This is a genomic window from Aeromonas sp. S13(2024), from assembly GCF_041402405.1.
Classification (GTDB): domain Bacteria; phylum Pseudomonadota; class Gammaproteobacteria; order Enterobacterales; family Aeromonadaceae; genus Aeromonas; species Aeromonas veronii.
This window is the reverse complement of sequence record NZ_JBGLRA010000019.1, coordinates 1-22,119: the sequence shown is the minus strand read 5'-3', so window position 1 is coordinate 22,119 and position 22,119 is coordinate 1. Positions and strand designations below refer to the sequence as shown.

20 protein-coding genes are annotated in these 22,119 nt (G+C 60.8%); 12 read left to right on the top strand and 8 right to left on the bottom strand.

Features of this window, described 5'->3' with window-relative positions:
- Nucleotides 1-97 precede the first annotated feature (97 nt).
- The 4 genes from ACB042_RS18510 to ACB042_RS18495 are packed head-to-tail and all read left to right on the top strand — an operon-like array spanning nucleotide 98 to nucleotide 3,843.
- Nucleotides 98-475 carry a hypothetical protein gene (locus ACB042_RS18510; RefSeq protein ID WP_005354882.1) on the top strand — a complete coding sequence of 126 codons (378 nt, stop codon included), beginning with the start codon at nucleotides 98-100 and terminating at the stop codon, nucleotides 473-475.
- 53 nt (nucleotides 476-528) lie between these two features.
- On the top strand, nucleotides 529-2,571 hold the full coding sequence (locus ACB042_RS18505; RefSeq protein ID WP_371178890.1) for a protein-disulfide reductase DsbD family protein: 2,043 nt from the start codon (nucleotides 529-531) through the stop codon (nucleotides 2,569-2,571).
- A 9-nt stretch (nucleotides 2,572-2,580) separates the two neighbouring features.
- On the top strand, nucleotides 2,581-3,324 hold the full coding sequence (locus tag ACB042_RS18500) for a DsbA family protein (RefSeq protein ID WP_371178889.1): 744 nt from the start codon (nucleotides 2,581-2,583) through the stop codon (nucleotides 3,322-3,324).
- Between the two features lie 3 nt (nucleotides 3,325-3,327).
- Nucleotides 3,328-3,843, top strand: coding sequence for a protein disulfide oxidoreductase (locus ACB042_RS18495; RefSeq protein ID WP_371178888.1), 516 nt, complete (start codon nucleotides 3,328-3,330; stop codon nucleotides 3,841-3,843).
- Nucleotides 3,844-3,905: 62 nt separating this feature from the next.
- Here ACB042_RS18495 and ACB042_RS18490 read toward each other — a convergent pair whose 3' ends face one another.
- Nucleotides 3,906-4,730, bottom strand: coding sequence for a LysR family transcriptional regulator (locus ACB042_RS18490; RefSeq protein WP_371178887.1), 825 nt, complete (start codon nucleotides 4,728-4,730; stop codon nucleotides 3,906-3,908).
- A gap of 130 nt (nucleotides 4,731-4,860) precedes the next feature.
- Between ACB042_RS18490 and ACB042_RS18485 the strand changes: the two genes are divergently transcribed.
- The 8 genes from ACB042_RS18485 to ACB042_RS18450 all read left to right on the top strand — a co-directional run bounded on the left by ACB042_RS18485 (nucleotide 4,861) and on the right by ACB042_RS18450 (nucleotide 13,262).
- The gene (locus ACB042_RS18485; RefSeq protein ID WP_371178886.1) at nucleotides 4,861-5,739 is read left to right on the top strand and encodes an NAD(P)-dependent oxidoreductase; all 879 of its coding nucleotides are present in this window, start codon (nucleotides 4,861-4,863) and stop codon (nucleotides 5,737-5,739) included.
- Nucleotides 5,736-6,488: an SDR family NAD(P)-dependent oxidoreductase gene (locus ACB042_RS18480; protein WP_371178885.1), complete on the top strand. Its 753-nt coding sequence runs from the start codon at nucleotides 5,736-5,738 to the stop codon at nucleotides 6,486-6,488. The genes ACB042_RS18485 and ACB042_RS18480 overlap by 4 nt, the downstream gene beginning before the upstream one ends.
- 280 nt (nucleotides 6,489-6,768) lie before the next feature.
- Nucleotides 6,769-7,053: a DnaJ domain-containing protein gene (locus ACB042_RS18475; RefSeq protein ID WP_113739870.1), complete on the top strand. Its 285-nt coding sequence runs from the start codon at nucleotides 6,769-6,771 to the stop codon at nucleotides 7,051-7,053.
- A 23-nt stretch (nucleotides 7,054-7,076) separates the two neighbouring features.
- On the top strand, nucleotides 7,077-7,619 hold the full coding sequence (locus ACB042_RS18470; RefSeq protein WP_335841958.1) for a hypothetical protein: 543 nt from the start codon (nucleotides 7,077-7,079) through the stop codon (nucleotides 7,617-7,619).
- A 12-nt stretch (nucleotides 7,620-7,631) separates the two neighbouring features.
- Complete coding sequence (locus ACB042_RS18465) at nucleotides 7,632-8,399, top strand: hypothetical protein (RefSeq protein ID WP_371178884.1); 768 nt, start codon at nucleotides 7,632-7,634, stop codon at nucleotides 8,397-8,399.
- Between the two features lie 11 nt (nucleotides 8,400-8,410).
- Nucleotides 8,411-9,313 (top strand): hypothetical protein, encoded by a 903-nt coding sequence (locus tag ACB042_RS18460; RefSeq protein ID WP_371178883.1) that lies wholly within the window; start codon nucleotides 8,411-8,413, stop codon nucleotides 9,311-9,313.
- Nucleotides 9,314-9,838: 525 nt separating this feature from the next.
- A complete protein-coding gene (locus ACB042_RS18455; protein WP_371178882.1) occupies nucleotides 9,839-11,326 on the top strand; it encodes a peptide MFS transporter in 1,488 nt (495 codons plus the stop codon).
- Nucleotides 11,327-12,836: 1,510 nt separating this feature from the next.
- Nucleotides 12,837-13,262, top strand: coding sequence for a hypothetical protein (locus ACB042_RS18450; protein WP_143182601.1), 426 nt, complete (start codon nucleotides 12,837-12,839; stop codon nucleotides 13,260-13,262).
- A gap of 58 nt (nucleotides 13,263-13,320) precedes the next feature.
- On the opposite strand, the gene parC is transcribed toward ACB042_RS18450, so the two are convergent.
- The 7 genes from parC to ACB042_RS18415 form a co-directional block, all read right to left on the bottom strand.
- On the bottom strand, nucleotides 13,321-15,615 hold the full coding sequence (gene parC / locus ACB042_RS18445; RefSeq protein WP_371178881.1) for a DNA topoisomerase IV subunit A: 2,295 nt from the start codon (nucleotides 15,613-15,615) through the stop codon (nucleotides 13,321-13,323).
- 83 nt (nucleotides 15,616-15,698) lie between these two features.
- Nucleotides 15,699-17,609, bottom strand: coding sequence for a DNA topoisomerase IV subunit B (gene parE / locus ACB042_RS18440; RefSeq protein WP_371178880.1), 1,911 nt, complete (start codon nucleotides 17,607-17,609; stop codon nucleotides 15,699-15,701).
- A gap of 115 nt (nucleotides 17,610-17,724) precedes the next feature.
- On the bottom strand, nucleotides 17,725-19,734 hold the full coding sequence (locus ACB042_RS18435) for an FUSC family protein (RefSeq protein WP_371178879.1): 2,010 nt from the start codon (nucleotides 19,732-19,734) through the stop codon (nucleotides 17,725-17,727).
- A gap of 1 nt (nucleotide 19,735) precedes the next feature.
- Nucleotides 19,736-20,602, bottom strand: coding sequence for an efflux RND transporter periplasmic adaptor subunit (locus tag ACB042_RS18430; protein ID WP_371178878.1), 867 nt, complete (start codon nucleotides 20,600-20,602; stop codon nucleotides 19,736-19,738).
- A complete protein-coding gene (locus tag ACB042_RS18425; protein ID WP_335811994.1) occupies nucleotides 20,595-20,837 on the bottom strand; it encodes a DUF1656 domain-containing protein in 243 nt (80 codons plus the stop codon). The genes ACB042_RS18430 and ACB042_RS18425 overlap by 8 nt, the downstream gene beginning before the upstream one ends.
- Nucleotides 20,838-20,950: 113 nt before the next feature.
- The gene (locus tag ACB042_RS18420) at nucleotides 20,951-21,352 is read right to left on the bottom strand and encodes a GFA family protein (protein ID WP_371178877.1); all 402 of its coding nucleotides are present in this window, start codon (nucleotides 21,350-21,352) and stop codon (nucleotides 20,951-20,953) included.
- A 36-nt stretch (nucleotides 21,353-21,388) separates the two neighbouring features.
- Nucleotides 21,389-22,036, bottom strand: coding sequence for an NUDIX hydrolase (locus ACB042_RS18415; RefSeq protein ID WP_371178906.1), 648 nt, complete (start codon nucleotides 22,034-22,036; stop codon nucleotides 21,389-21,391).
- Nucleotides 22,037-22,119 lie beyond the last annotated feature (83 nt).

Sequence of the window (22,119 nt, the reverse complement as noted above, 5' to 3'; positions counted from 1 at the left end):
GTCGCGCCCCCCACAGTACTGCTCATCAATACGCCGCCGACTTGCCCCACCCGCCATTGGTCGTTAGGATGGCCCCATCTTGATGGACGGGGCGAACATGATGTTGCAACAACGGGTAGCGAAACATCTCCTGCTGCTGGTCTGCCTGCTGGTGCTCAATTGTGCGGCCCAGCCGCTGGCCCGGCTTGCCCTGCTCGATCACGCCCTCAGCTGTCAGGCACTGCCCGTTCCAGGCTCGGCAACGGATCAAGAGGATGCCAAACCGGCCAGCCCGCAGCCCACCAGCTGCCAGCTCAACGGCAAGTGGCTGAGCGCCGCCACCCTGCTCTGCGTCGAACAGCTCTTCTTTGCCGTGGCGGTGCTGATCGCCCTGCTGGCTCCCCTTTGGCGCTACACACCGCCACTGCCCCCTCCCAGAGTCATCTCGCCGCCCGAGCGGCGTCTGCACCTCACCCTCTGCGTCTGGCGGGAATGAGTTCGGCTGCGTTATTTCGTTAGCTGTCACTCAATTTTTGCGAGACCAAAAAGATGTCGAATCTCTTCAAGGCGGCCCTGCTACTGGGCGGTCTGCTGTGGCAATCCATGGGATTGGCCAGCGACACGGGCTGGCTCACCAGCCCACAGAATGATCACGCCCAGGTACGGCTGCAGGCCGACCGCAGCACGGCAGATCAGACCCGCATCCTGCTCGATGTCGAGCTGGAGTCGGGCTGGAAGACCTACTGGCACAGTCCGGGAGAAGGGGGGATTGCCCCCCAGATCCTGTGGGATGAGCCGGTCGGAGACTTTCAGTGGCGCTGGCCGGTGCCACGCCACTTCGAGGTAGCCGGGCTCAGCACCCAGGGTTATCAGGGGGACGTGACCTTCCCCCTCAGCCTCAACTACCCAACCGGGCAACCGCTCAAGGGGACTCTGCGCCTATCGACCTGCAGCAATGTCTGCATCCTGACCGACTTTCCCTTCACCCTCGCGGTGGATGGGCAGGCCCCGGCCGACTTCGATTTTGCCTGGGCGAAGGCGATGAGTACCCTGCCCCAGCAATTGCCTGCCGAAACCCGGGTCGAGCTGGGTTATCAGCACAACCAGCTGCAACTGCGCGCCGAGCGGGCAGAGGGCTGGCAATCACCAGCGCTCTTTATCGACGCTCTTGAGGGGGCCGAGTTTGGCAAACCGGCGCTTGAGGTCGAGGGCAACACCCTGATCGCCCGGGTGCCGGTGAGCGATGGCTGGCAGGGGGATGCGCCGGATCTGCGCGGCCAATCCCTCGGCCTGCTGCTCACCAGCGGCGAACAGGCGTGGCAGGGCAGGGGGACGATCGGCGCGCCACTCGCACTGCCCAACCAGAGCCATTCGCTGTTCTGGTTGCTGGGGGCGGCGCTGCTCGGCGGCCTGATCCTCAACCTGATGCCCTGCGTGCTGCCGGTGCTGGCACTCAAGCTGGGAACTGTGTTGCAACATCAGGAGCGTGAACAGGGAACGGTGCGCAAGCAGTTCCTCGCCGCCAGCGCCGGGATCATCGCCTCCTTCTGGGTGCTGGCGGCCATGAGCAGCCTGCTGCGCGCCACGCAAGGGGCCATCGGCTGGGGCATCCAGTTCCAGAGCGCCGGTTTTATCGGCTTGATGGTGCTGGTCACCCTGCTGTTTTGCGCCAACCTGTTGGGGATGTTCGAGATCCGCCTGCCCAGCGCCCTCAGCACCCGCCTTGCCACCAGCGGCGGCAACGGCCTCGGCGGTCACTTCCTGCAGGGGAGCTTCGCCACTCTGCTGGCGACCCCCTGCTCGGCACCGTTCCTCGGCACCGCAGTGGCCTTTGCGCTGGCGGCGCCACTCGGCCAGCTGTGGCTCATCTTCACGGCATTGGGGATTGGCATGAGCTTGCCCTGGCTGCTGGTGGCGGCCCTGCCACGGCTCGCCCTCTGGTTGCCGAAACCGGGGCGCTGGATGAACCATCTGCGCATCCTGCTCGGCCTGATGATGCTGGGCTCCAGCCTCTGGCTCACCAGCCTGCTCGACAACCATCTCGGCAGCTATGCCACCGGCTGGCTGATGGTTGCCATGCTGCTGGCACTGCTGGCTGGCATCATCTGGCGTTACGGCATCCGCGGCTTCACGCTGGCGATCGCCCTCGCCGCCCTGATTGGCAGCCCCCTGCTGCTGAGTGGCGCCTTTAGAGCGCAGGGCTCGGCCAGCGTTGACAAGGTGGTCTGGCAGCCGCTCTCCGAACGCGCCATCACAGATGCGCTGGCCCAGAACAAACGGGTCTTTATCGATGTCACCGCCGACTGGTGCGTTACCTGCAAGGCCAACAAATACAACGTGTTGCTGCGCGATGAGGTACAACAGGCCCTCTCGGCCCCCGATGTGGTGGCCCTGCGCGGCGACTGGAGCAAACCAAGCGACACCATCGCCGCCTTCCTGCGTAAGCGGGGCTCGGCGGCCGTCCCCTTCAACCAGATTTACGGCCCGGAGTTGCCGCAGGGGGTCACGCTGTCACCCCTGCTCGACAAGGACGATCTGCTGACCACATTGCACAAGGCTGGCCTGCTTCAGGCTGGCACCACCCGATTTTAAGGAGCAACCATGAAACCCACTCTTAGCGCCCTGACCCTGCTGGCCTCCCTTTCCGCAACCCTGCTGGCTCCGGTCCTGCACGCCGCCCCCTTCACCCCGGAGCAGGAGGCGCGCATCAAGGAGCTGATCCGCGAGACCCTGATCGCCAACCCCAAGATCCTCGACGAGGCCGCCGAATCCTGGGAGAAACAGAACGCGGCAGCCCAGGAGGCGCAGCTTGGCAACTTCATCAAGGGCAACAAGGATGTGCTGTTCAACAGCGCCACCAGCCCGCGCCTCGGCGCCAAGAACCCCAAGCTGACGCTGGTGCTGTTCACCGACTACAACTGCCCCTACTGCAAGCAGTTCGATCCCCAGCTGACCAAGCTGCTCAAGGCCTATCCGGACGATCTGGGGCTGGTGATCAAGCTGCTGCCGTTCAAGGGGCAGACCTCCGCCAAGGCGGCCCAATACAGCCTGACCCTGTGGCAGCAAGATCCCGCCCGCTTCCTCACCCTGCACGACAAGCTGATGAGCAAGCAGGGGATGCTGACCGAGGCGGACATCAACAAGGCGCTGGCCTCCACCGGCAACACCGCGCTCAAACCGGCCGCCAAGGCGACCGAGGAGCTGCGCAACAGCCTGCGCATCGGCACCATTCTGGGGGTACAGGGCACACCGGCGACGCTTATCGGCAACCAGCTGGTGCCGGGCGCCATCCCCTATGAGGAGCTGGAGCATCTGGTGAAGGCCGAACTGGCCAAGCAGGGGTAAAGGATGACCACCAATCCTCAAGCCCGCTGGCGCCGCTGGGGCAAGGAGGCGCTCTGGCTGCTGCTGATGGCGCTGATCATCTCGACCCTGCTCGATCTGTGGCGCAGCCCAACCCTGCCAGAGGGGGCGATGAGCGCCCCCGTCACCCTGCAGAATGGCACCAGTACGGATCTCGCTACCTTAAGCCAAGGCAAGCCGCTGCTGGTCTACTACTGGGCCAGCTGGTGCGGGGTGTGCCGTTTCACCACCCCGGCCGTGCAGCAGCTCTGGCAAGAGGGGGAAAACGTGCTGACGGTGGCACTGCGCTCCGGCAATTCGGAGCAGTTAGCCAATGGGATGAGCAAGAAGGGGCTCACCTTCCCGACCCACAACGACGAGTCGGGAGCGCTGGCCGCCAAGTGGCAGGTAGGGGTCACCCCGACGTTCCTCGTTATCAAGGATGGGACGCTTGTGAGCAGCACCACCGGCTGGAGCTCGAAGTGGGGCTTGCAGCTGCGGCTCTGGTGGGCATCGCTCTAGCCACGCAACTTCGTTGCCTTTAACAGGGCCATCCCACCGGATGGCCCTTTTTTATGCCGACATCAGGCGGGGAGCTGCATCCCACGCACCTGCTCCAGCAGGGCGGTCACCGCCGCCGAGCGTAACGCATCGGGGGCGTAGCAGAGCCCCACCCGCCGCTTGAAGGAAGAGGCCGCCAGCTCGGCGACTGTACAACCGGGCGGACAAAGCGAACGGGGCAACCAGGCGATCCCAGCACCGGCGGCCACCATGGTCGCCGCCAGTCGCAGCGACCCCGCCCGCCGTGGATAGAGGGGCGCCTGATTGCCGAGGATGGCGATCAGCCGCAGGTGGGAGTCGTGGCGCGGGCAGGTGACCCACGGCTCGTCCGCCAGCTCAACAGGGGTGAGCACTCCCTTGCCCGCCAGCGGGTGATCCGGCGGCAGCACCAGCACAAACTCCTCCTCCAGCAGGGGAATAAAGAGCTCGTCACCACAGCGCAGGGATTCGCAGCCCAGCCGCACATCGCCACAGCAGCCCTCCTCCAGAGTCAGCAGGATCTCCTCGTGGGCGAGTACCCCGTTGACCAGCGCCCCCACCACGCCATCGCCAAGGTCTGCCTCAATCCCCACCGTCAGCTCAAGGCAGGGGGAGGTTTCACGAAACTCGCGGGCGAGGGAGTCGGTATCGGCGATCAGCCGCTTGGCACGGGGATAGAGCCGGTGGGCAGCTTCGGTCCCCTCTACCCCGCGCGCCTGCCGCACAAACAGGGTCACCCCCAGCTCATCCTCCAGCGTTTTGATGGTGGTGGAGAGGGTGGGCTGGGTAATGAAGAGGCGGGTGGCGGCCGCCGTGATGTTGCGTTCCTCGAAGACAGCCACAAACGCACGCAAGGTTCGCACATCCATAGAATTCACCTATACCAGACAGTCATAAAAGCCATTTTTCACGGCGACACGGGGCAAATATAGTGGCTCGCCTGCCACAAGGCATCCTAATTCTCTATATCAGCGTCTATCAACACCGTCAGGAGCCATCATGCGCCATCTCTCTGTCATCGGCCTCGGGGCCATGGGCTCCGCCCTCGCCACCACCCTGATCAAGGCGGGCCATCCGGTCACCGTCTGGAATCGCAGCGCCGCCAAGGCAGCCCCGCTGCAAGCGCTGGGTGCGACACTCGCCCCCTCGGTTGGCGCAGCCATCGCCGCAAGTGATATCACCCTTGTCTGCGTCGATAACTACGCCGTCAGCCAGCAGTTGCTGGATGAGGCGAGCGATGCGGTGGCGGGCAAGCTGCTGGTGCAGCTCTCCACCGGCAGCCCGCAGGGGGCCAGAGCGCTGGAGAGCTGGAGCCACGCCCGCGGCGCCCGTTATCTCGATGGCGCCATCCTCTGCTTCCCGGATCAGATCGGCACCACTGACGCCAGCATCATCTGCTCCGGTGCCAGCGCTGCCTTTAGCGAGGCCGAGCCGGTGCTGCGCCTGCTCGCCCCTACCCTCGACCATGTGGCCGAGGCGGTGGGCGCCGCCGCGGCGCAAGATTGTGCCGTCGCCGCCTACTTTGCCGGTGGTCTGCTCGGTGCTCTGCACGGCGCGCTGATCTGCGAGGCGGAAGGGTTGCCGGTGGCCAAGGTGTGCGCCCAGTTCAGCGAGCTCTCGCCCATTCTCGGTGGCGATGTGGCCCACCTGGGCAAGACGCTGGCGAGCGGCGATTTCGATCACCCCTACGCCAGCCTGAAAACCTGGAGCGCCGCTATCAGCCGCCTCGCCGGTCATGCCACCGATGCCGGGATCGACAGCCGCTTCCCGCGTTTTGCCGCCGATCTGTTTGAGGAAGGGGTGGCGCAAGGGTTTGGCCAGCAGGAGGTGTCGGCCCTCATCAAGGTGCTGCGGGCACGCAATGGAGCGGCACAATGAACGAGCTGACCAACCAACCCCAAATTGCGCTGGTCACCGGCGCCGCTGGCGGGATTGGCCGCCAGCTCTGCATCGGACTGGCCGAGGCGGGTTATCGGGTGATCGCCACCGATCTGGCCCCTCACGCTTTCGACCATCCCGAGATCCACTTTCATCCGCTCGATCTGCGGGATGAGCAGGCCATCGCGCGGCTCTTTACCGAGGTGCGCGAGCAGCACGGCGGCATCCATCTGCTGATCAACAACGGCGCAATCAGCAAGTTCCACACCCGCTTCGAGGAGCTGAGCGCAGCCCAGTTCGATCAGGTGATGACGGTCAATGTGCGCGGCGCCATGCTCTGCGCCCGCGCCTTTGTGCAGGCCAACCGCGGGTTGCCCTATGGCCGCATCATCAATATTGCCTCCACCCGCTGGCAGCAGAACGAACCGGGTTGGGATGCCTACGGCGCCTCCAAGGGGGCGCTGGTCGCCCTCACCCAGTCCCTCGCCAACTCGCTGGCCGACTACCCCGTCACGGTCAATGCCATCAGTCCGGGCTGGATCCAGGCGGAGGATTACCACACCCTGACCGAGGCGGATCATCGCCAGCACCCGAGTGGCCGGGTCGGTCGCCCCGACGACATCACCCGCGCCTGCCTCTTTCTGGCGGATCCTCGCAACGACTTTATCAACGGCGCCAATCTGGTGGTCGATGGCGGGATGAGCAAGAAGATGATCTACCACACATCCGCCTCCTTCTGGGAGGAGTAACCCCTGCGGCGGCAGCCTTACCCCGGCCTGCCGCCCACCCCTTTCCTGCCCGTTTTTTCATCGCTTTTGCCCCGCCGCCCTTGCACTGGCCAGACCGACTGGCAACAATAGACGCTCAACTGACCCCTCTTCATCTCGCCCGTTAATTGATCGCCCAACTCATCGCGTTGGCGGGCTGTTTCCGTTAAAATGACGGGTTTTTGCCGTGCCTGGTTTGCCAATCCCCACCATCAGGCACTCGCAGCGTGAATCCTATGATGCCAGTGATGCAGGATCTGCCATGAACAACTACTTTCGGGTGCTGGGCGTCAAGTCCAACGCCAGCGAAAACGACATCAAGAAAGCCTATCGGCGGCTGTCGAACCAGTACCACCCCGACAAGCTGCACGGGGCCAGTGAAGAAGAGAAAGAGCAGGCAGCCATCAAGCTGCACCAGGTAAAGCAGGCCTATGAAGTGCTGTCCGATCCGAAACAGCGGGCCGCCTTTATCAAGGATTTCAACAACGTCATCGTGACCGATCCCGCTGCTGCCATGCAGGAGATGTGGGATCAGTTCTACCCCTGAAACAGCAGGCAGAAAGAGCAACTATGCAAAAGAGATGGGACCAGGCGCGGCTCAAGTCGCTGCAAAGCGATGCCAGCGAAAACATCGAATCCTACCGGGATCAGGACGACCCCAAGGGGCTGGAACAGTTCACCGACCAGATGAAGAGCCTGCTGCTGGCCGATATGAGCATGCTGGAGTTTATGCCCGAGTATCTGCCGCTGGCCCTCTATGGCCGGGTGCAGTTCCCGGCCAAGGCCAAGTCGCAGTGGAACAAGTGGCTCGCCAGCGGCGAGCAGCCAAGCTGGGACGAGTTCAAGGTGAGCGTCGGCTTCAACAACGCCGCCCTGCCGCTGGTCAAGGCGGTGCGGGCCCAGAGCGAAGATCAGCTGATGGAAGCCTGCGCCGTGCTGTTCCTGCTCGACAACCCGCTACCGCGCGGTAGCCACCGCGGCGATGACGACGTTGATCTGCGCGACGAAGAAGATGAAGACGGGGAAGATGCCGACGCCGACTACCACGGCGGCAGTGACCGCTATGGTGATGACGACGGCGATCAGGATATGTACGACGAAGTCCGTTTCTAATTGGGGCAAGGCATGAGCAACAGTCTGATAGAAATTACCGCCATCGAGATCAAAGAGCTGGCCGTTATCGAGCCGAAGCAGGCCAGCGAGAAGTTCGAGCTGATCGCCAAGACCATGTCTGACGACCAGCTGGCAGAAGTGATTGAAAACATTGATATCGTTACCCTGACCCAGATTAACGGCCAGCACGATATCTCCTTCCCCTCCATCATCTCCGAGCTGATGACCCCGGAGCGGATCCGCGACATCGTCTGCCAGCAGCCGCTCTACTGGGAAGAGGCGATCAAGAACAACGCCGACGAGCTGCAACAGCACACCTTCGACTTCCTCAACTACCTGATCCGCACCCAGGATAGCGAAGCCAAGCAGCGCGAGATCCTCGAGTGCGTGGCCGAAGATCCGGCCGGTCTCTTCTACCTCGCCATCCCCTTTATCGAGTTCTATCGCGGCGATCGCTATGAAGAGGACGAAGGCTATCGCGACGTGCTGCACGCCGAAGAGGAAGATCTCGAAGAGTCCCTGCGCTACAGCGAGCGCCAGCAGAGCGAGGATGTCCACGACTACGCGCTGGATGACCCGCGCAGCCTCTTGATGCTTATTCGCGAGCTGGCCCCCGAGGTGGAGAAAGCCATCAAGGCGCTGCTGCGCAACGAGCACTCCAGCTGGGACAGCATCATCAACAAGTTTGCCGCCGAGCTGGTGATGCAGGCCAAAGAGAAGAACAAGGTCGAGGAAGACGAGTACGGCGACGTCGACGACATGTTCAGCTTTCTGGATTAAGGAGCCCATTCATGCAGTTAGTCATTCGCGATGCCAACCAGGGCCCTTATCTCACCCAGGTGCTGCGCTTTGGCCGCGACAACGAACTCTTGAGTCAGCAACAGCTCGCCGCCATCAAGGGCAAGGCGGTGCTGATGAGCCTCAAATTCGCCGACAAGTACTACAACAAGTACAAGATGCACCTGCTGGAGCAGGCGGCCCACGACGTCATCGGCGTGGTGAGCCTCGGTCTGCAGGAGCTCTCGGCGCGGGATCCGGCCAAGGCGCTGGCGCTGCTGCAGGCACCGGAAGGCCCCATCAAGCCGTTCCAGAAGGGCTGGTCGATGCTTATCACCGTCAGCCCCAAGCAGGCTGGCAACAGCCTCTACGGTGACGTGGATGCCCGCCTGCTGGACAAGATCTCGAGCCCGCCCGATGTGGATGAGTGGCAAGGGTGGCAGGAGTACGAGAAGGCGCTGACCGAGCACAACAAGAGCCGCCTGATGGAGCTCATCGACCAGCACTTCTTCGCCTGCGAGAGCGACCACCCCACCATGGAGGACAAGCTGGCCGAAGCGCTGCTCTACCGCATCCTCTGCGGCAAGGGCAGTGGCGCCGCCCCGCTCAAGGTGAAGCAGGATCTCAAGCGCAAACTGGCGCGGGAGATTGAGCTCGACGAGAGCTGGTACGACACCGACTACCTCGCCGCCCAGCTCGCCCTGATGCTGAACGCGCTGCCTGCCGACATGGCCGCCGCCCTGCGGCAGGAGTTGAGCCCGGGCTTTGTGCCGAACCTGCTGCACACCCTCGGCTTTGTGCGCCAGTACCAGCTGCTGCAAAAAGAGAACGCCTCGCCGGAGAAGCTCGACAACATGGAGATGCGCGCCGGTCTCAAGCACCCGCTGCTCGGCTGGCCGCTCTACCACGACTTTTAAGGCCGCTTTCGCCGCCCATCAGTCGCACCACAACGCCCGGCCCGCCGGGCGTTGTTCTATCCTCCCCTCACTCTCTCCCAAGCAGAGAGGGAACACACGCAAGTCACCCTGAGGCAACCCCTTCTCCTCCCGATATTTATTCACTCAATGCCCAAGGATGAATAAACAACCTGCAATACAACAACTTGGCGCCAGCTGCGTTTCGGGACAACAAAGCGGGACACAGATCCCGCTATAGCGCCATAATCGGCACAAAATAGCCGACTGAATCACATCAACCATGCCGCAATCGCGTGGTAAGCCGAGCTACAACCACGGCTCAATCGCGCATAAAAAGGCGGAATAGATCAATAAAAAGCAATTAATCGCGCCGGATTAAATTTCAGGTATGGCTATTTGCACCGCTTGGCCGCTAAATGACAGACCGGCCTTCAGACCAGCATGGAAGCGCACAAGGCTAGCCGGCAGCAGACCGGTACGCTCTCAGGACGAGTAATGACTTTCTTCTCTCACAGGAGACAGACCGTGAGCGCTTCGAATCAACACCCCACCATTCCCCCCGGCTCCGGGGCGCTGTTCTTTATCCAGACCTTCTCGACCCTGGGGTTTGCCGTGCTCTACTCCACCCTGGTGCTCTACGCCACCAAGCGGCTCGGCTTCAGTGAATCCCAGGCCAACGCCATGATGGGGGTCTTCGGGGCCTTCAACTATGGCCTGCACCTGTTTGGCGGTTATCTCGGCGGGCGCTACCTCAGCAACCGCAACCTGTTCGTGATGGGGATGGTGTTGCAGGTGATCGGCTGCTACTTCATCGCCGAGATGGGGATCACCGGCCTCTACTGGGGGCTCGCCATGTTCCTCACCGGCAGCGGCCTCAACGTTACCTGCCTCAACATGATGCTGACCCAGCGCTTCGCCCCGGATGATCACCGCCGCGAGAGCGCCTTCCTGTGGAACTACGCCGGGATGAATCTGGGCTTCTTTATCGGCTTCACGGTAGCGGGCTACTTCCAGCTCACCGAGGATTACCGCACCCTGTTCCTGTTTGCGACGCTGGGCAATATCATCGCTATCATCGCTACCTTCGCCTGCTGGCCGATTCTGGCGGATATCAGCACCCCGTTGCGCCATGTCAAAGGGAGCGGCTTCTACCGCCGCATGCTGGCAGGTATCGCCATTCTGGCCATGCTGGTGCCGGCGCTGCGTCTGCTGCTGACCCACGCCAGCTTCAGCGGCAGTTTCGTGCTGATCCTGGGGGCCGTGGTGCTGGTGCTGCTCTGTGTGATGACCGCCCGCCATCCGGACGCCGCCGAGCGCAGCCGCATGGTGGCCTACCTGATCCTCGCCCTCGGCTCCCTCATCTTCTGGTCACTCTATCAGCTGGCGCCCATGGGGCTGATGCTCTTCTCCGAGCACAACATCAACCTCAACGTGTTCGGGCTGCGGGTCGCCCCCCAGTGGATCCAGAACATCAACACCCTCGTCATCGTTATCGGTGGCCCGCTGATGGCGCTGCTGTTCAAGCGACTACGCGAACAGGGGTGGAATATCGACATCCCCTCCCAGTTTGCCGCCTCCCTGTTCTGCATGGGATTGGGGATGCTGGTACTGCCGATCGGCATCCATCTGGCGGGGGCCGACGGGCTGGTCGCCTTCAAGTGGATCGCCATCAGCTATGTGCTGCAGAGTTTTGGCGAGCTGCTGATCTCCCCCATCGGTTACGCCATGATTGGCAAGCTGGCCCCCGCCAGCCTGCAAGGCTTGATGATGGGCTGCTGGATGATGGTCACCGGCGTCGCCTCGGTACTGGCAGGCTATGTCTCCGGCGCCATGCCGCAGAATATCGGCAGCACCCCGGTCGCCACCAACCCGGGTTACAGCTCGGTGTTCAATATGCTGGGCTGGGGCTCGCTGGCGGGCGGCTTGGTGTTGCTACTGCTGGTGCCCCGCCTGCGCCAGCTGATCGCCTCCAAGCTCACCCCGCCACCGGCGGCGACAGCCATTCCTGTCTAATCGGGCTCAGGCCAGCCATTTTATTGGCCCCAGCCAGCGCGGACGGTTGAATCGGCAATGCGGCTGATAATGCGAAGGGCCCCGCCATCATGGATGGCGGGGCCCTCGCTTTTGGTGGGATGTGTGGCTCTTTTCAGGTTGGCAACCTGGCACCTATTGCGGCGCTTGCCCTATTGTCAGCTTCCCCTCACCCTAACCCTCTCCCAAGGGGAGAGGGGATCAGCGCCTGCCAACCTGTAGTCGTAGCTGTCACCCTTAGCTATCACGCCATACCACGGTCACTATCAATGGCTGCGATCTCTGCTCCCTTCTCCCACTCTTTGCCATAGATAAGGGGAGAAGGGTCGGGGATGAGGGGGCAAACCATCAACAAGCAGCAGAGCGTTAAATCAAGCAGGAGCGCGTAGGGTCGATTAGCGAAGCGTAATCGTCCGCACCGCAATCTCGATGGCTATGGACATAGAGAAGAGATCTGCTGGCGTACCAGCAGAATAGCGGCAACCTGTTTTCGCGATCGTCTGATTACACTTCGCTAATCAGACCTACGGGCTATGTCTCGCTAATCAGCCTTTTGATAAAACAAAATTAAAACAACATCCAACAATATATTCCACCGTTACCAACAAAGCTGTATTCACGCTGAACAGCCTCAATTAAAACCTTAACTTTTACCTGCAATTTCATCAGGATTAATTAAAATTTAAAAACCAAATAACTCAATGAGAATGGGACGAGGATGAGAGTATTCATAGTCGCTGCATGCACAATTTTCCTATTTGGGTGTGTAAGCCAAACATATTGTAGCGATGAAAAATATGCTGCAGAAAAAGAACGTTTCAATTATGCAAAATGTAGTGCTGCTGTCGCAGCTGATGTTGTATTGGTAACCGTGATGATCTTGGGAGCTGCGGGAGCAGCTCAGAACAATACCAACAACTCTTCAAGTTATACAGGTAACTGTGCTTGCCCAGGTGACCTTGATGCCCAAGGAAATCGATGTGGCTTACGAAGTGCATATAGCCGAGCTGGTGGTGCAGAACCATACTGTGAGGGAAGAATGTAATGCGTTTATATCTGATAACCATTAGCTGTTGTATTTTTATAACTGGATGTGCAAAACCATCCGCAGCTCAGTTTTCATATTATTATCCCAATAATGCTTGGGATGCCGCACTTCTATTTACTATGGATTGTAATGATTACATAGACTCGCAGACGTGTTTTAATAAAAAGGCTGAGTTAGGTGAGATTTATAAAAGTACCTTCTCGATTATGAAATCTCATGATGAAAAAAAATATAACTGCATAGAGCATAAATCTGTCGAAGTTATAGGAGATGATTTTATTGAGTATGTTGAGACAAACAATCTTAAATACTCATCGACCTCTGACTCATTGATATCATGGTTCAAAAACTACAGTTGTAATTCATGAGGTTAAGCATGAAAAAATAACTGCGCTAGCTATTTATAATAAACCGTAAAATAATTTCCGGATATAAGTACAAACAATGACCCTCAAAGTAATTATACACTCCCTTTTTACAATGTTAACTCTCTTACCTTTTTCTGCAAATGCAAATCGAGTTGTAATGGAGGGTAAGTTTAGAAATTTAACTTGTGCCGCAGTTATTTTTAAACCAACCAATGATGAATTTCAAACACGTGACTTTGAAAAAAACTACTTTGACAATATGAAGTTTTCGATCACACAAGACAAGTCTGGATATAAAATGACCACTGACCTTTATTCAGGCCAATTCGTAGATGTAAACTCTTCATCTGATAAGCTAGTATTCGTTCAGAGTTATAATGATGGCACCGAAATAGCGACCATAGTTATAAATGGAAAAGTTGTCACTTATACAAATACTAGTGGGACATTTTTCAATAGACTTTGTGTAGGAACAGTTGTTAATGGCTTAAATTTAAACTAAGTAACAGCCAAATATACTTCTGATTTCATGAGGGCGCTTTCGCGCCCTTCTATATTAATTACCCTTCCTGATTTTCCCCAGCTGCCGGCTCGGCACCGGCGGCGGGTTCAATCTCGATGCGATCAACACGCTGCAAACCGCGGGGCAACTTGGCGCCGCGGCGGCCGCGCTCGCCACGGTAGTAGTCGAGATCGGACGGTTTGAGGGTGAGCTTGCGCTTGCCGGCAAACAGGGTGACCGACTGGCCCTGCGGGATGACGGCGGCCATCACCACAAACTCCTCCCGCGCCTTCACCCGAGCCGACGGAATGCTGATCAGCTTGTTACCCTTGCCCTTGCCGAGCACCGGCAAGGTGTTGAGCGGGAACAGCAGCATGCGCCCTTCGTTGGAGATGGCCATGCAGAGATCGGTCTCTGGCGAGCCGATCTTCTGGGGTGCCATCACCTGCCCCCCTTCCGGCACGGTGAGCAGCGCCTTGCCGTTCTTGTTCTTGCCGATGAGATCGTCATAGGTGCAGACAAAGCCGTAACCGGCATCACTGGCGATCAGATACGGCTCGCCTTCGTTGCCCATCACCAAATGGCGCACCTCTTCCCCTGCCCCCAGCGCAAAGCGGCCGGTGAGCGGTTCGCCCTGACTGCGGGCGGATGGCAAGGTGTGGGATTCGAGGGCGTAGGTTCTCCCCAACGTGGAGAGGAACACCGCCTGCTGGTTGCTGCGGCCACAGGCGTGGGCCAGATAGCTGTCCCCCGCCTTGTAGGAGAGCCCCGCCACATCGACATCGTGGCCCTTGGCGGCGCGCACCCACCCCTTGTCGGAGAGGATGACGGTGACCGGTTCGCTGGGAATAAGCTCTTTCTCGGTCAGCGCCACGGCGGTGGCACGCTCCACCAGCGGGGTGCGGCGATCGTCGCCGTACTTCTCGGCATCGGCCAGCAGCTCTTTCTTGAGCAGGGTGTTGAGGCGACGCTCGGAGCCCAGGATCTGCTCCAGCTTGTCGCGCTCTTCGGCCAGTTCGTTCTGTTCGGCGCGCAGCTTGAACTCTTCGAGCTTGGCCAGATGGCGCAGTTTCAGCTCGAGGATCGCTTCGGCCTGGGTCTCGGTAATGTTGAAGCGCTCCACCATCACCTTGCCCGGCTCATCCTCGGTACGGATGATCTCGATCACCTCGTCGATGTTGAGATAGGCGATCAGCAAGCCTTCGAGGATGTGCAGGCGAGCCAGCACCTTATCGAGGCGGAATTGCAGACGGCGACGCACAGTCTCGCGACGGAACTGGATCCACTCGCTGAGGATGGTCTTGAGGCACTTCACCTGCGGCCGATTGTCGAGGCCGAGGATGTTGAGGTTGACCCGGTAGTTCTTCTCCAGATCCGTGGTGGCGAACAGGTGGGCCATCAGCCCCTCTACATCCACCCGGTTGGAGCGCGGCACGATCACCAGACGGGTCGGGTTTTCGTGGTCCGATTCATCGCGCAGATCGGTGACCATAGGCAGCTTTTTGGCCACCATCTGGGCGGCGATCTGCTCCATGATCTTGGCACCGGAGGCCTGATGAGGCAGCGCGGTGATGACGATATCGCCATCCTCCTCGCTCCAGACCGCCCGCTGCTTGATGGAGCCCTTGCCGGTCTCGTAGATTTTGCGGATATCGTCGCGCGGGGTGATGATCTCGGCGTTGGTCGGGTAGTCCGGCCCCTGAATGTGCGCCATCAATGCATCGAGACCCGCATTGGGGTTGTCGAGCAGCTCGGCACAGGCGTAGGCCACTTCCCGCGCGTTGTGGGGCGGGATGTCGGTCGCCATGCCCACCGCGATACCGGTCACCCCGTTGAGCAGGATGTGCGGCAGACGGGCGGGCAGCACTACCGGCTCCTTCATGGTGCCGTCGAAGTTCGGCGTCCATTCCACCGTGCCTTGCCCCAACTCGGAGAGCAGCAGCTCGGAGAAGCGCGACAGCCGCGCCTCGGTATAACGCATGGCGGCGAAGGATTTGGGATCGTCCGGCGCACCCCAGTTGCCCTGACCATCCACCAGCGGGTAACGGTAGGAGAAGGGCTGGGCCATCAGCACCATGGCTTCATAACAGGCGCTGTCGCCGTGGGGGTGGTACTTACCCAGCACGTCACCCACGGTACGGGCTGACTTCTTGTGCTTGGAGAGCGCCGACAGACCCAGCTCGCTCATGGCGTAGATGATGCGCCGCTGCACCGGTTTGAGGCCATCGCCGATATGCGGCAAGGCCCGATCCATGATGACGTACATGGAGTAGTTCAAGTAAGCCTGTTCGGTAAAGGTGCGCATTGGCTGGCGCTCTACCCCGTCCAGACTGAGCTCGATAGCATCACTCATGTGATTTTCTCTTTCGGTTCGGGAGCCGCCACAGGGCGACTCCGGCTAAATGCTTGCTGGCCCTGTGCGGGCCAGCCGACGGCTTAAATGATGGCGAGGTTACCCTTCTCTTCCAGCCATTCGCGGCGATCGCTCGCCCGCTTCTTGGCCAGCAGCATGTCCATCAGTTGCAGGGTCTCGTCAGCCGCATCCCCTTCGCTCTCCCCTGCCGGCTCCATGGTGAGCTGCACCAGACGGCGGGTGTTGGGATCCATGGTGGTTTCCCGCAGCTGTTTCGGGTTCATCTCACCCAGCCCCTTGAATCGGGTCACCATCACCTTGCCTTTCTTCTTCTCGGCCTCGACCCGCTGCAACACGCCGTTCTTCTCGTCCTCGTCGAGGGCGTAGTAGACCTCTTTACCGATATCGATCCGGTAGAGGGGCGGCATGGCGACGTAGACGTGGCCCTTCTCCACCAGCGTGCGGAAATGTTTCACGAACAGGGCGCAGAGCAGGGTGGCGATGTGCAGACCGTCCGAGTCCGCATCCGCGAGGATGCACACCTTGCCGTAGCGCAAGCCGCTGAGATCCTCGGAGTCGGGATCGAGCCCGATGGCGACCGAGATATCGTGTACTTCCTGTGAGGCGAGCACCTGACCGGCCTCCACCTCCCAGGTGTTCAGGATCTTGCCGCGCAGCGGCATGATGGCCTGAAACTCGCGATCCCGCGCCTGCTTGGCACTGCCGCCCGCGGAGTCACCCTCCACCAGGAACAGCTCCCCCTGCATGGGGTCGGCGCAGTTACAGTCAGTCAACTTGCCGGGCAGCGCCGGGCCCTGGGTAATCTTCTTGCGCACCACCGTCTTGGCGGCGCGCATCCGGCGCTGGGCGCTGGAGATACAGATCTCGGCGATCTGCTCCGCCAGCTCGGTGTTGCTGTTCAGATAGAGGCTGAAGGCATCCTTCACCACGCCGGAGACAAACGCCGAGCTCTGGCGGGAGGAGAGGCGCTCCTTGGTCTGACCGGCGAACTGAGGATCCTGCATCTTGATGGAGAGGATGTAGGCGCAGCGATCCCAGATATCTTCCGGTGTCAGCTTGACCCCGCGCGGCAACAGGTTGCGGAACTCGCAGAACTCGCGCATGGCGTCGAGCAGGCCCTGACGCAGGCCGTTGACGTGAGTACCGCCCTGCGCGGTGGGAATGAGGTTCACATAGGATTCGGCAAGGCATTCGCCCCCTTCCGGCAACCAGCAGAGCGCCCAGTCCACCGCCGATTGTTCTGAGCTGAACGAGCCGATAAAGGGCTGCTCCGGCAGGCAGGTGAACTGCTTGACCGCATCGACCAGATAATCCTTGAGGCCATCTTCGTAGCACCACTCCAGCTTGATGCCGGTGTTCTTGTCGAGGAACTTGATGGTGAGGCCGGGGCAGAGTACCGCTTTCGCTTTAAGCAGGTGCTCCAGCTTGGTGACCGAGAACTTGGGCGAATCGAAGTAGCTCGCCTGCGGCCAGAAGCGCACCCGGGTGCCGGTGTTGCGGCGGCCGCAAGTGCCGGTGATGGTCAGCTCCTGTACCTTCTCGCCGCGCTCGAAGGCGATGTCGTAGACCTGACCGTCGCGGCGCACCGTCACCTCGACCCGATCGGAGAGGGCGTTTACGACCGAAATACCCACCCCGTGCAGACCGCCGGAGAACTGGTAGTTCTTGTTGGAGAATTTGCCGCCCGCGTGCAGCTTGCAGAGGATCAGCTCCACCCCGCAGACCCCCTCTTCCGGGTGGATATCGACCGGCATGCCGCGGCCGTCGTCGATCACTTCGAGGGACTGGTCTTCATGCAGGATCACCTCCAGATTGCGGGCGTGACCTGCCAGCGCTTCATCGACGCTATTGTCGATGACCTCCTGGCCGAGGTGGTTGGGCCGGGTGGTGTCGGTATACATGCCGGGGCGGCGACGCACCGGCTCAAGGCCATTGAGGACCTCAATGGCATCCGCATTGTATTGAGTAGACATGGAGGGCCTTGCGAATTGACGTTTGGGGAGAATCTTACTCGTTGGGAGGGTATTGGACAAACTTGGCTGCGGGAAAGGGTGATCCGGAGGGGATTGTGCCCCTCCCAAGGCTGTTTCAGCTCACTTCGGCGGGGCCCGGCAGCGCCTGTTGCAGCTGGGAGAGCGAACTTTGCAGCCGCCACACCATGCCTGCCAGCTCTCGCGCCGTGCCATCGCCATGGTTGGCCAGCCCCTGACTGATCCGCTGCAGCTCGGCCAGCGTGCGGTCGAGGGAGGTGTGCTGCACCCCCTGCTCGGTGAGGATCCCCTTCAGGCTGCGGATACAGTTGTCACGCACCAGATAGAGAGGATGTTCGTCACCGCGCCACTGGCGCAGCTGCCAGACGATATGGCTGCAGTTGAGCAGCACCACGCCCCAGCGCAGCACCCAGAGGCGGGCGGTCTGATCCTGACTCTGGCCGAGCTGGCTGATGCAGTGGTAGATCAGCGATTCGAACTGGCTCTCGCTCTGGCGCGGGGCCGGCTCCAGCTGATCCATGAAGTGGCGGCGCAGGGAGCGGATAATCCGGCGGCTCTTGCGCCGATCCGAGCTGGGTCGCAGCAGCTGAAACGCCAGCGCGGCGCTCATCACCCCCAGCATCTGGGCGAGGCTGCTGTTGATGAACTGCTGATAGTCGTAGCTGGGCGGATTGGTGATGGCGAGAAACGAGCCGAGCAGCACGATCATTTGGCCCCAGAGGCCCGCCTGCCGCACTTGCTGCTGTTTGCAGAGCTGCATGGTGAGCAGCGCCGGAAAGAGCAAGAGACAGAAGATCCAGAAATCGTCGATGCGGATCATCAGGCCAAACTTGACCGCAAAGCAGATGAGGCTGAGCAGCAGGATCGCCCTGAGCATGCTGTTGGCCCCCTGAGCCGGGGCTGGGGTCGCCGAGTAGAGCACGCAGCAGATGGAGAGCATGGTGAGCGCCGAGCTGCCCGCATCCCACTGACTGTTGATCCAGAAGGTGCAGCCGAGCAGCACGCAGAGGAAGGTACGCCCGCCGTTATAGGCGGCCTCCAGCGTGTCGGTATGGCTGGTGAGGGAGGTGTGACGGGGCGGCGCCGGCCACTCCTGATCGTCGTAGCGGGTCAACCGGTCGAGCCAGCGCTGACACTCCAGATAGCTCCAGCAGAAGTGGCGCAGCCGCAGCAAAAAGGTGCGCCGTCGATAATCATGCTCGCTGGTGGGCATCAGGGGAGCCAGCAACCTCGCAACCCGATACTTGTCGCACTCCGGCTTGCCAAGCTCGGCCAGCAGGGTGGCAAGCAGCGCCTGAATGCCTTCCGGTTGTTCCGGCCAGTTGTGCAGCATGCGGCGCTGGCTGGAGATAAGGCTGATGAGCCGCAGCTGGCGATGGAGCAGGAAGTTGAGCAGCCGGTTCTGGCGCCGCAACCGATGATGGCTCCAGACCGCCTGTATGCGCAGCACGTTCATGGTGAGGATCTGGCCGATCAGCCCTTCGTGGGAACTGCGAACCTCGGGCGTCATCTCCCCCAGCCAGAGCAGCTGGGCATGTTCCAGCAGGCGGGTCTGGCTCTTGCGCAGGGATTCCAGCAGGGTTTCGCTATCCGAGGTGCTGGGCAGGATCATCATCATCAGACCGCCGCAGAGGATACCGATGATCACCTCGCTCACCCGCGCCTGGGCAATATCGAAGATATGGTGGGGATCCGCCACATTGACGCAGGAGAAGGCGATGATGGCGGCAGTGTAACCGCCGAGGGCGAAGGCGTAGGAGACGTTGTTCTGATAGTGGTTGGATATGTAGGTACACAAGCCCAGCCAGAGCGCGATAAGGAAGCTGAACAGCCAAGGATCGCTGATGCCAAGACCGGTGATCACCACCGCCGCCATCGCCCCCATCAAGCTGCCAGCCACCCGCCCCAGACTCTTGCTGATCACCCCGCCCACGGTGGGAAAACTCACCACGGCAGCCGAGCTCATCGCCCAGTAGGGGGAGTCAAGCTGCAGCACGAAGGCCAGCCAGAGCGACAGGCACATGGCCAGCGCATTGCGCAGGGCATAGCGCCACTGCCCCCCTGTCGCCCTCCCCCAGGGGGTACGCAGCCAGAATGACTCGCTCACCCTACTCGCCAATAGTGATGGTGCAGGTGGTACCGGCGATCAGCGTCACGTCAGCCGGCACATCCAGCAGCTTGATCCGCACCGGCACCCGCTGGGCCAGCCGCACCCAGGGCACGTTGGGTTTGACGTCGATCAGCAGACCGTTGCCGCCATCGACGCTCTGATCGTGGATGGCACGCCCTATGCTCTCCACCTCGCCGCGCAACCGCTGCTCACCGCTGTAGAGCACCACTTCGGCCGGTTTGCCCGGCGCTATGTGGCCAAGCTTGGTCTCTTCAAAGTAACCCTGTACATAGAAGGAGTGAGTATCCACCAGCGCCACCAGCGGCACGCCGGCGCTGGCATAGTTGCCGACCCGGGTCTGCAGGTTGGTGATGTAGCCATCGCTAGCGGCATGTACCCGGGTCTTGGCCAGCGACCACTCCGCCTTCTCCAGATTGGCCTGTGCCACCTGATAGGCCGCCTGCATCGCCTGGGCATTGAGACGAGCTTCATCCATCGTCTCGGCTGAGATGACGCTGCGCGACAGGCCGCTGCGGCGGTTCGCCTCGTGCTCGGCCTTGTCGAGATCCGATTTCGCCTTGGCCAGCGCCGCCCGGGCATTATTGAGGGCGATGCGATAGGGCTCGGGGTCGAGCGTAAAGATCTCTTCCCCCGCCTTCACCAGCTGGTTGTCCTTCACCGCTATCTTGATGATCTTGCCCGACACCTCGGGGGTAATGCTGACCAGCTCGGCGCGCACCTTGCCATCCCGGGTCCAGGGCCCCTGCATGTAGTAGTTCCACAGCCACCAGCCCGCCGCCAGCGCCAGCGCGCAGACCAGCAGGGTGGAGAAGTATTTGAGGGTCGCGAGAGGTGATTTAGCCATGTAACAGCATCCATAGAGAGCCGCTAACGGCGAGGATAAAGAGGGAGAGATCCATCAGCAAGGGGTGCCAGACATCCCCGCCATAGAGCCAGTCGCGCAGCAGATGGTGCATCGGCAGCCAGCAGAGCAGGCCGAGCAGCACCGCCTTGAACAGCGGCGGAAAGTAGAGAGAGGCGCCCAGTACCAGATCCGGCAGCGCAGAAGGAGTTGTCACAAACGTGCTCCCTGTTGGCAGTGAAGTTCAGAAGAGTTCGGCCATCCCCTGCCCCGGGCGAGGCAAAGTGAACAGGCCGCTAAAGATTAACACCGCCCTGCAGGGCGCAACAGGAACATATGAGCCCCTTTTGTTCAGGCCTGTCGATCCGCTGGATGGTGCACGCCATCGCGCGTCGGCACCTCCCCCAGCTCGAACGGGTTGACCCCTTCGAGACAGGCGAGGTTGTAGCCATACTCGGCTGGGTTGGAGCGACGCGGGTGGTGGGTATAGATGCCGCAGATGCTACAGAAGTAGTGTTTGGCGGTGCGGGTATTGAACTGGTAGCAGCGCAGCACCTCCTCCCCTTGCAGAATGCGGATGCCGGACAGCGGCACCGAGGCGACGATAGCGCCCCGACGTCGGCATAACGAGCAGTCACAGCGGCGCGGATCAACCACCCCATCCGGCAGGGTCAGCTCCAGCACCACGGCGCCGCAGTGGCAGCTGGCCTTGTGTTTCTCTTGAATTGGGGTATTGCCGATGCGCTTGATCATCCTGCCTCCTTGCAGACGGGTTCACTTCCTCAGATGTCAATCAAACAGGGTATCGCGCCGCCCCTGCAGCAAGTGCTCATGGAGGGTACGCAACTGGAAGACCACCACCCGATGACAGGAGAGCGGGGGCAAGTTGTCGATGGGGAAGTACCCCGCCCCTTTGGTTTCATCGGTTTCGCCCAGCAGCTGGCCGCCGGTCACCTCGCACAGAAAGAAAGTCTTGTGCGCGTGGGGCAACTGGGGCGGATGAGGGTGTTTTAGCTTGTCGAACAGGGCCAGCAATTGCACCGCACGGCACTCAAGGCCGGTCTCCTCCACCACTTCACGCACCACAGCATCCGCCGGCGAGTCACCGATATCGCACCAGCCACCGGGCAGAGTCCAGCAGTCGTCACTGCGCTCCTGTACCAGCAGGATATGGCCCGCATCGTTCTGAATGAAGGCCCGCACGTCGAGCTTGGGGGTGGGATAACCGCGATCGAGAGCAATCCAGTCACTGATGGCTTCCGGCGCCAGCTCGCTCTGGTTGGCGATAAGGGCCACGGTGGCCGCGCGCAGCGCCTCGAAACGGCCGATATCGAAGGGGTCTTTGGAGTAGGTGAGGCCCGCTTGCGCCGTGGCCAGTACCTGTTCCAGAAAGGCGGCCAACGGCGGTTTGTCTAGTCCTGAAATAGGTTTACACATTTTCAACTAGCATTTCTCTACTCAGAACCCCCTATGTACCGCATCGGGGGTTCTGTATTTCAACGCATGATGCGGCCGCTCCG

What these genes read in the sequence shown, in the direction of transcription:
- ACB042_RS18510 (WP_005354882.1), top strand. Translation starts at nt 98, where the DNA reads ATGATGTTGCAACAACGGGTAGCGAAACATCTCCTGCTGCTGGTCTGC.
- ACB042_RS18505 (WP_371178890.1), top strand. Translation starts at nt 529, where the DNA reads ATGTCGAATCTCTTCAAGGCGGCCCTGCTACTGGGCGGTCTGCTGTGG.
- ACB042_RS18500 (WP_371178889.1), top strand. Translation starts at nt 2,581, where the DNA reads ATGAAACCCACTCTTAGCGCCCTGACCCTGCTGGCCTCCCTTTCCGCA.
- ACB042_RS18495 (WP_371178888.1), top strand. Translation starts at nt 3,328, where the DNA reads ATGACCACCAATCCTCAAGCCCGCTGGCGCCGCTGGGGCAAGGAGGCG.
- ACB042_RS18490 (WP_371178887.1), bottom strand. Translation starts at nt 4,730, where the DNA reads ATGGATGTGCGAACCTTGCGTGCGTTTGTGGCTGTCTTCGAGGAACGC.
- ACB042_RS18485 (WP_371178886.1), top strand. Translation starts at nt 4,861, where the DNA reads ATGCGCCATCTCTCTGTCATCGGCCTCGGGGCCATGGGCTCCGCCCTC.
- ACB042_RS18480 (WP_371178885.1), top strand. Translation starts at nt 5,736, where the DNA reads ATGAACGAGCTGACCAACCAACCCCAAATTGCGCTGGTCACCGGCGCC.
- ACB042_RS18475 (WP_113739870.1), top strand. Translation starts at nt 6,769, where the DNA reads ATGAACAACTACTTTCGGGTGCTGGGCGTCAAGTCCAACGCCAGCGAA.
- ACB042_RS18470 (WP_335841958.1), top strand. Translation starts at nt 7,077, where the DNA reads ATGCAAAAGAGATGGGACCAGGCGCGGCTCAAGTCGCTGCAAAGCGAT.
- ACB042_RS18465 (WP_371178884.1), top strand. Translation starts at nt 7,632, where the DNA reads ATGAGCAACAGTCTGATAGAAATTACCGCCATCGAGATCAAAGAGCTG.
- ACB042_RS18460 (WP_371178883.1), top strand. Translation starts at nt 8,411, where the DNA reads ATGCAGTTAGTCATTCGCGATGCCAACCAGGGCCCTTATCTCACCCAG.
- ACB042_RS18450 (WP_143182601.1), top strand. Translation starts at nt 12,837, where the DNA reads ATGACCCTCAAAGTAATTATACACTCCCTTTTTACAATGTTAACTCTC.
- parC (WP_371178881.1), bottom strand. Translation starts at nt 15,615, where the DNA reads ATGAGTGATGCTATCGAGCTCAGTCTGGACGGGGTAGAGCGCCAGCCA.
- parE (WP_371178880.1), bottom strand. Translation starts at nt 17,609, where the DNA reads ATGTCTACTCAATACAATGCGGATGCCATTGAGGTCCTCAATGGCCTT.
- ACB042_RS18430 (WP_371178878.1), bottom strand. Translation starts at nt 20,602, where the DNA reads ATGGCTAAATCACCTCTCGCGACCCTCAAATACTTCTCCACCCTGCTG.
- ACB042_RS18420 (WP_371178877.1), bottom strand. Translation starts at nt 21,352, where the DNA reads ATGATCAAGCGCATCGGCAATACCCCAATTCAAGAGAAACACAAGGCC.
- ACB042_RS18415 (WP_371178906.1), bottom strand. Translation starts at nt 22,036, where the DNA reads ATGTGTAAACCTATTTCAGGACTAGACAAACCGCCGTTGGCCGCCTTT.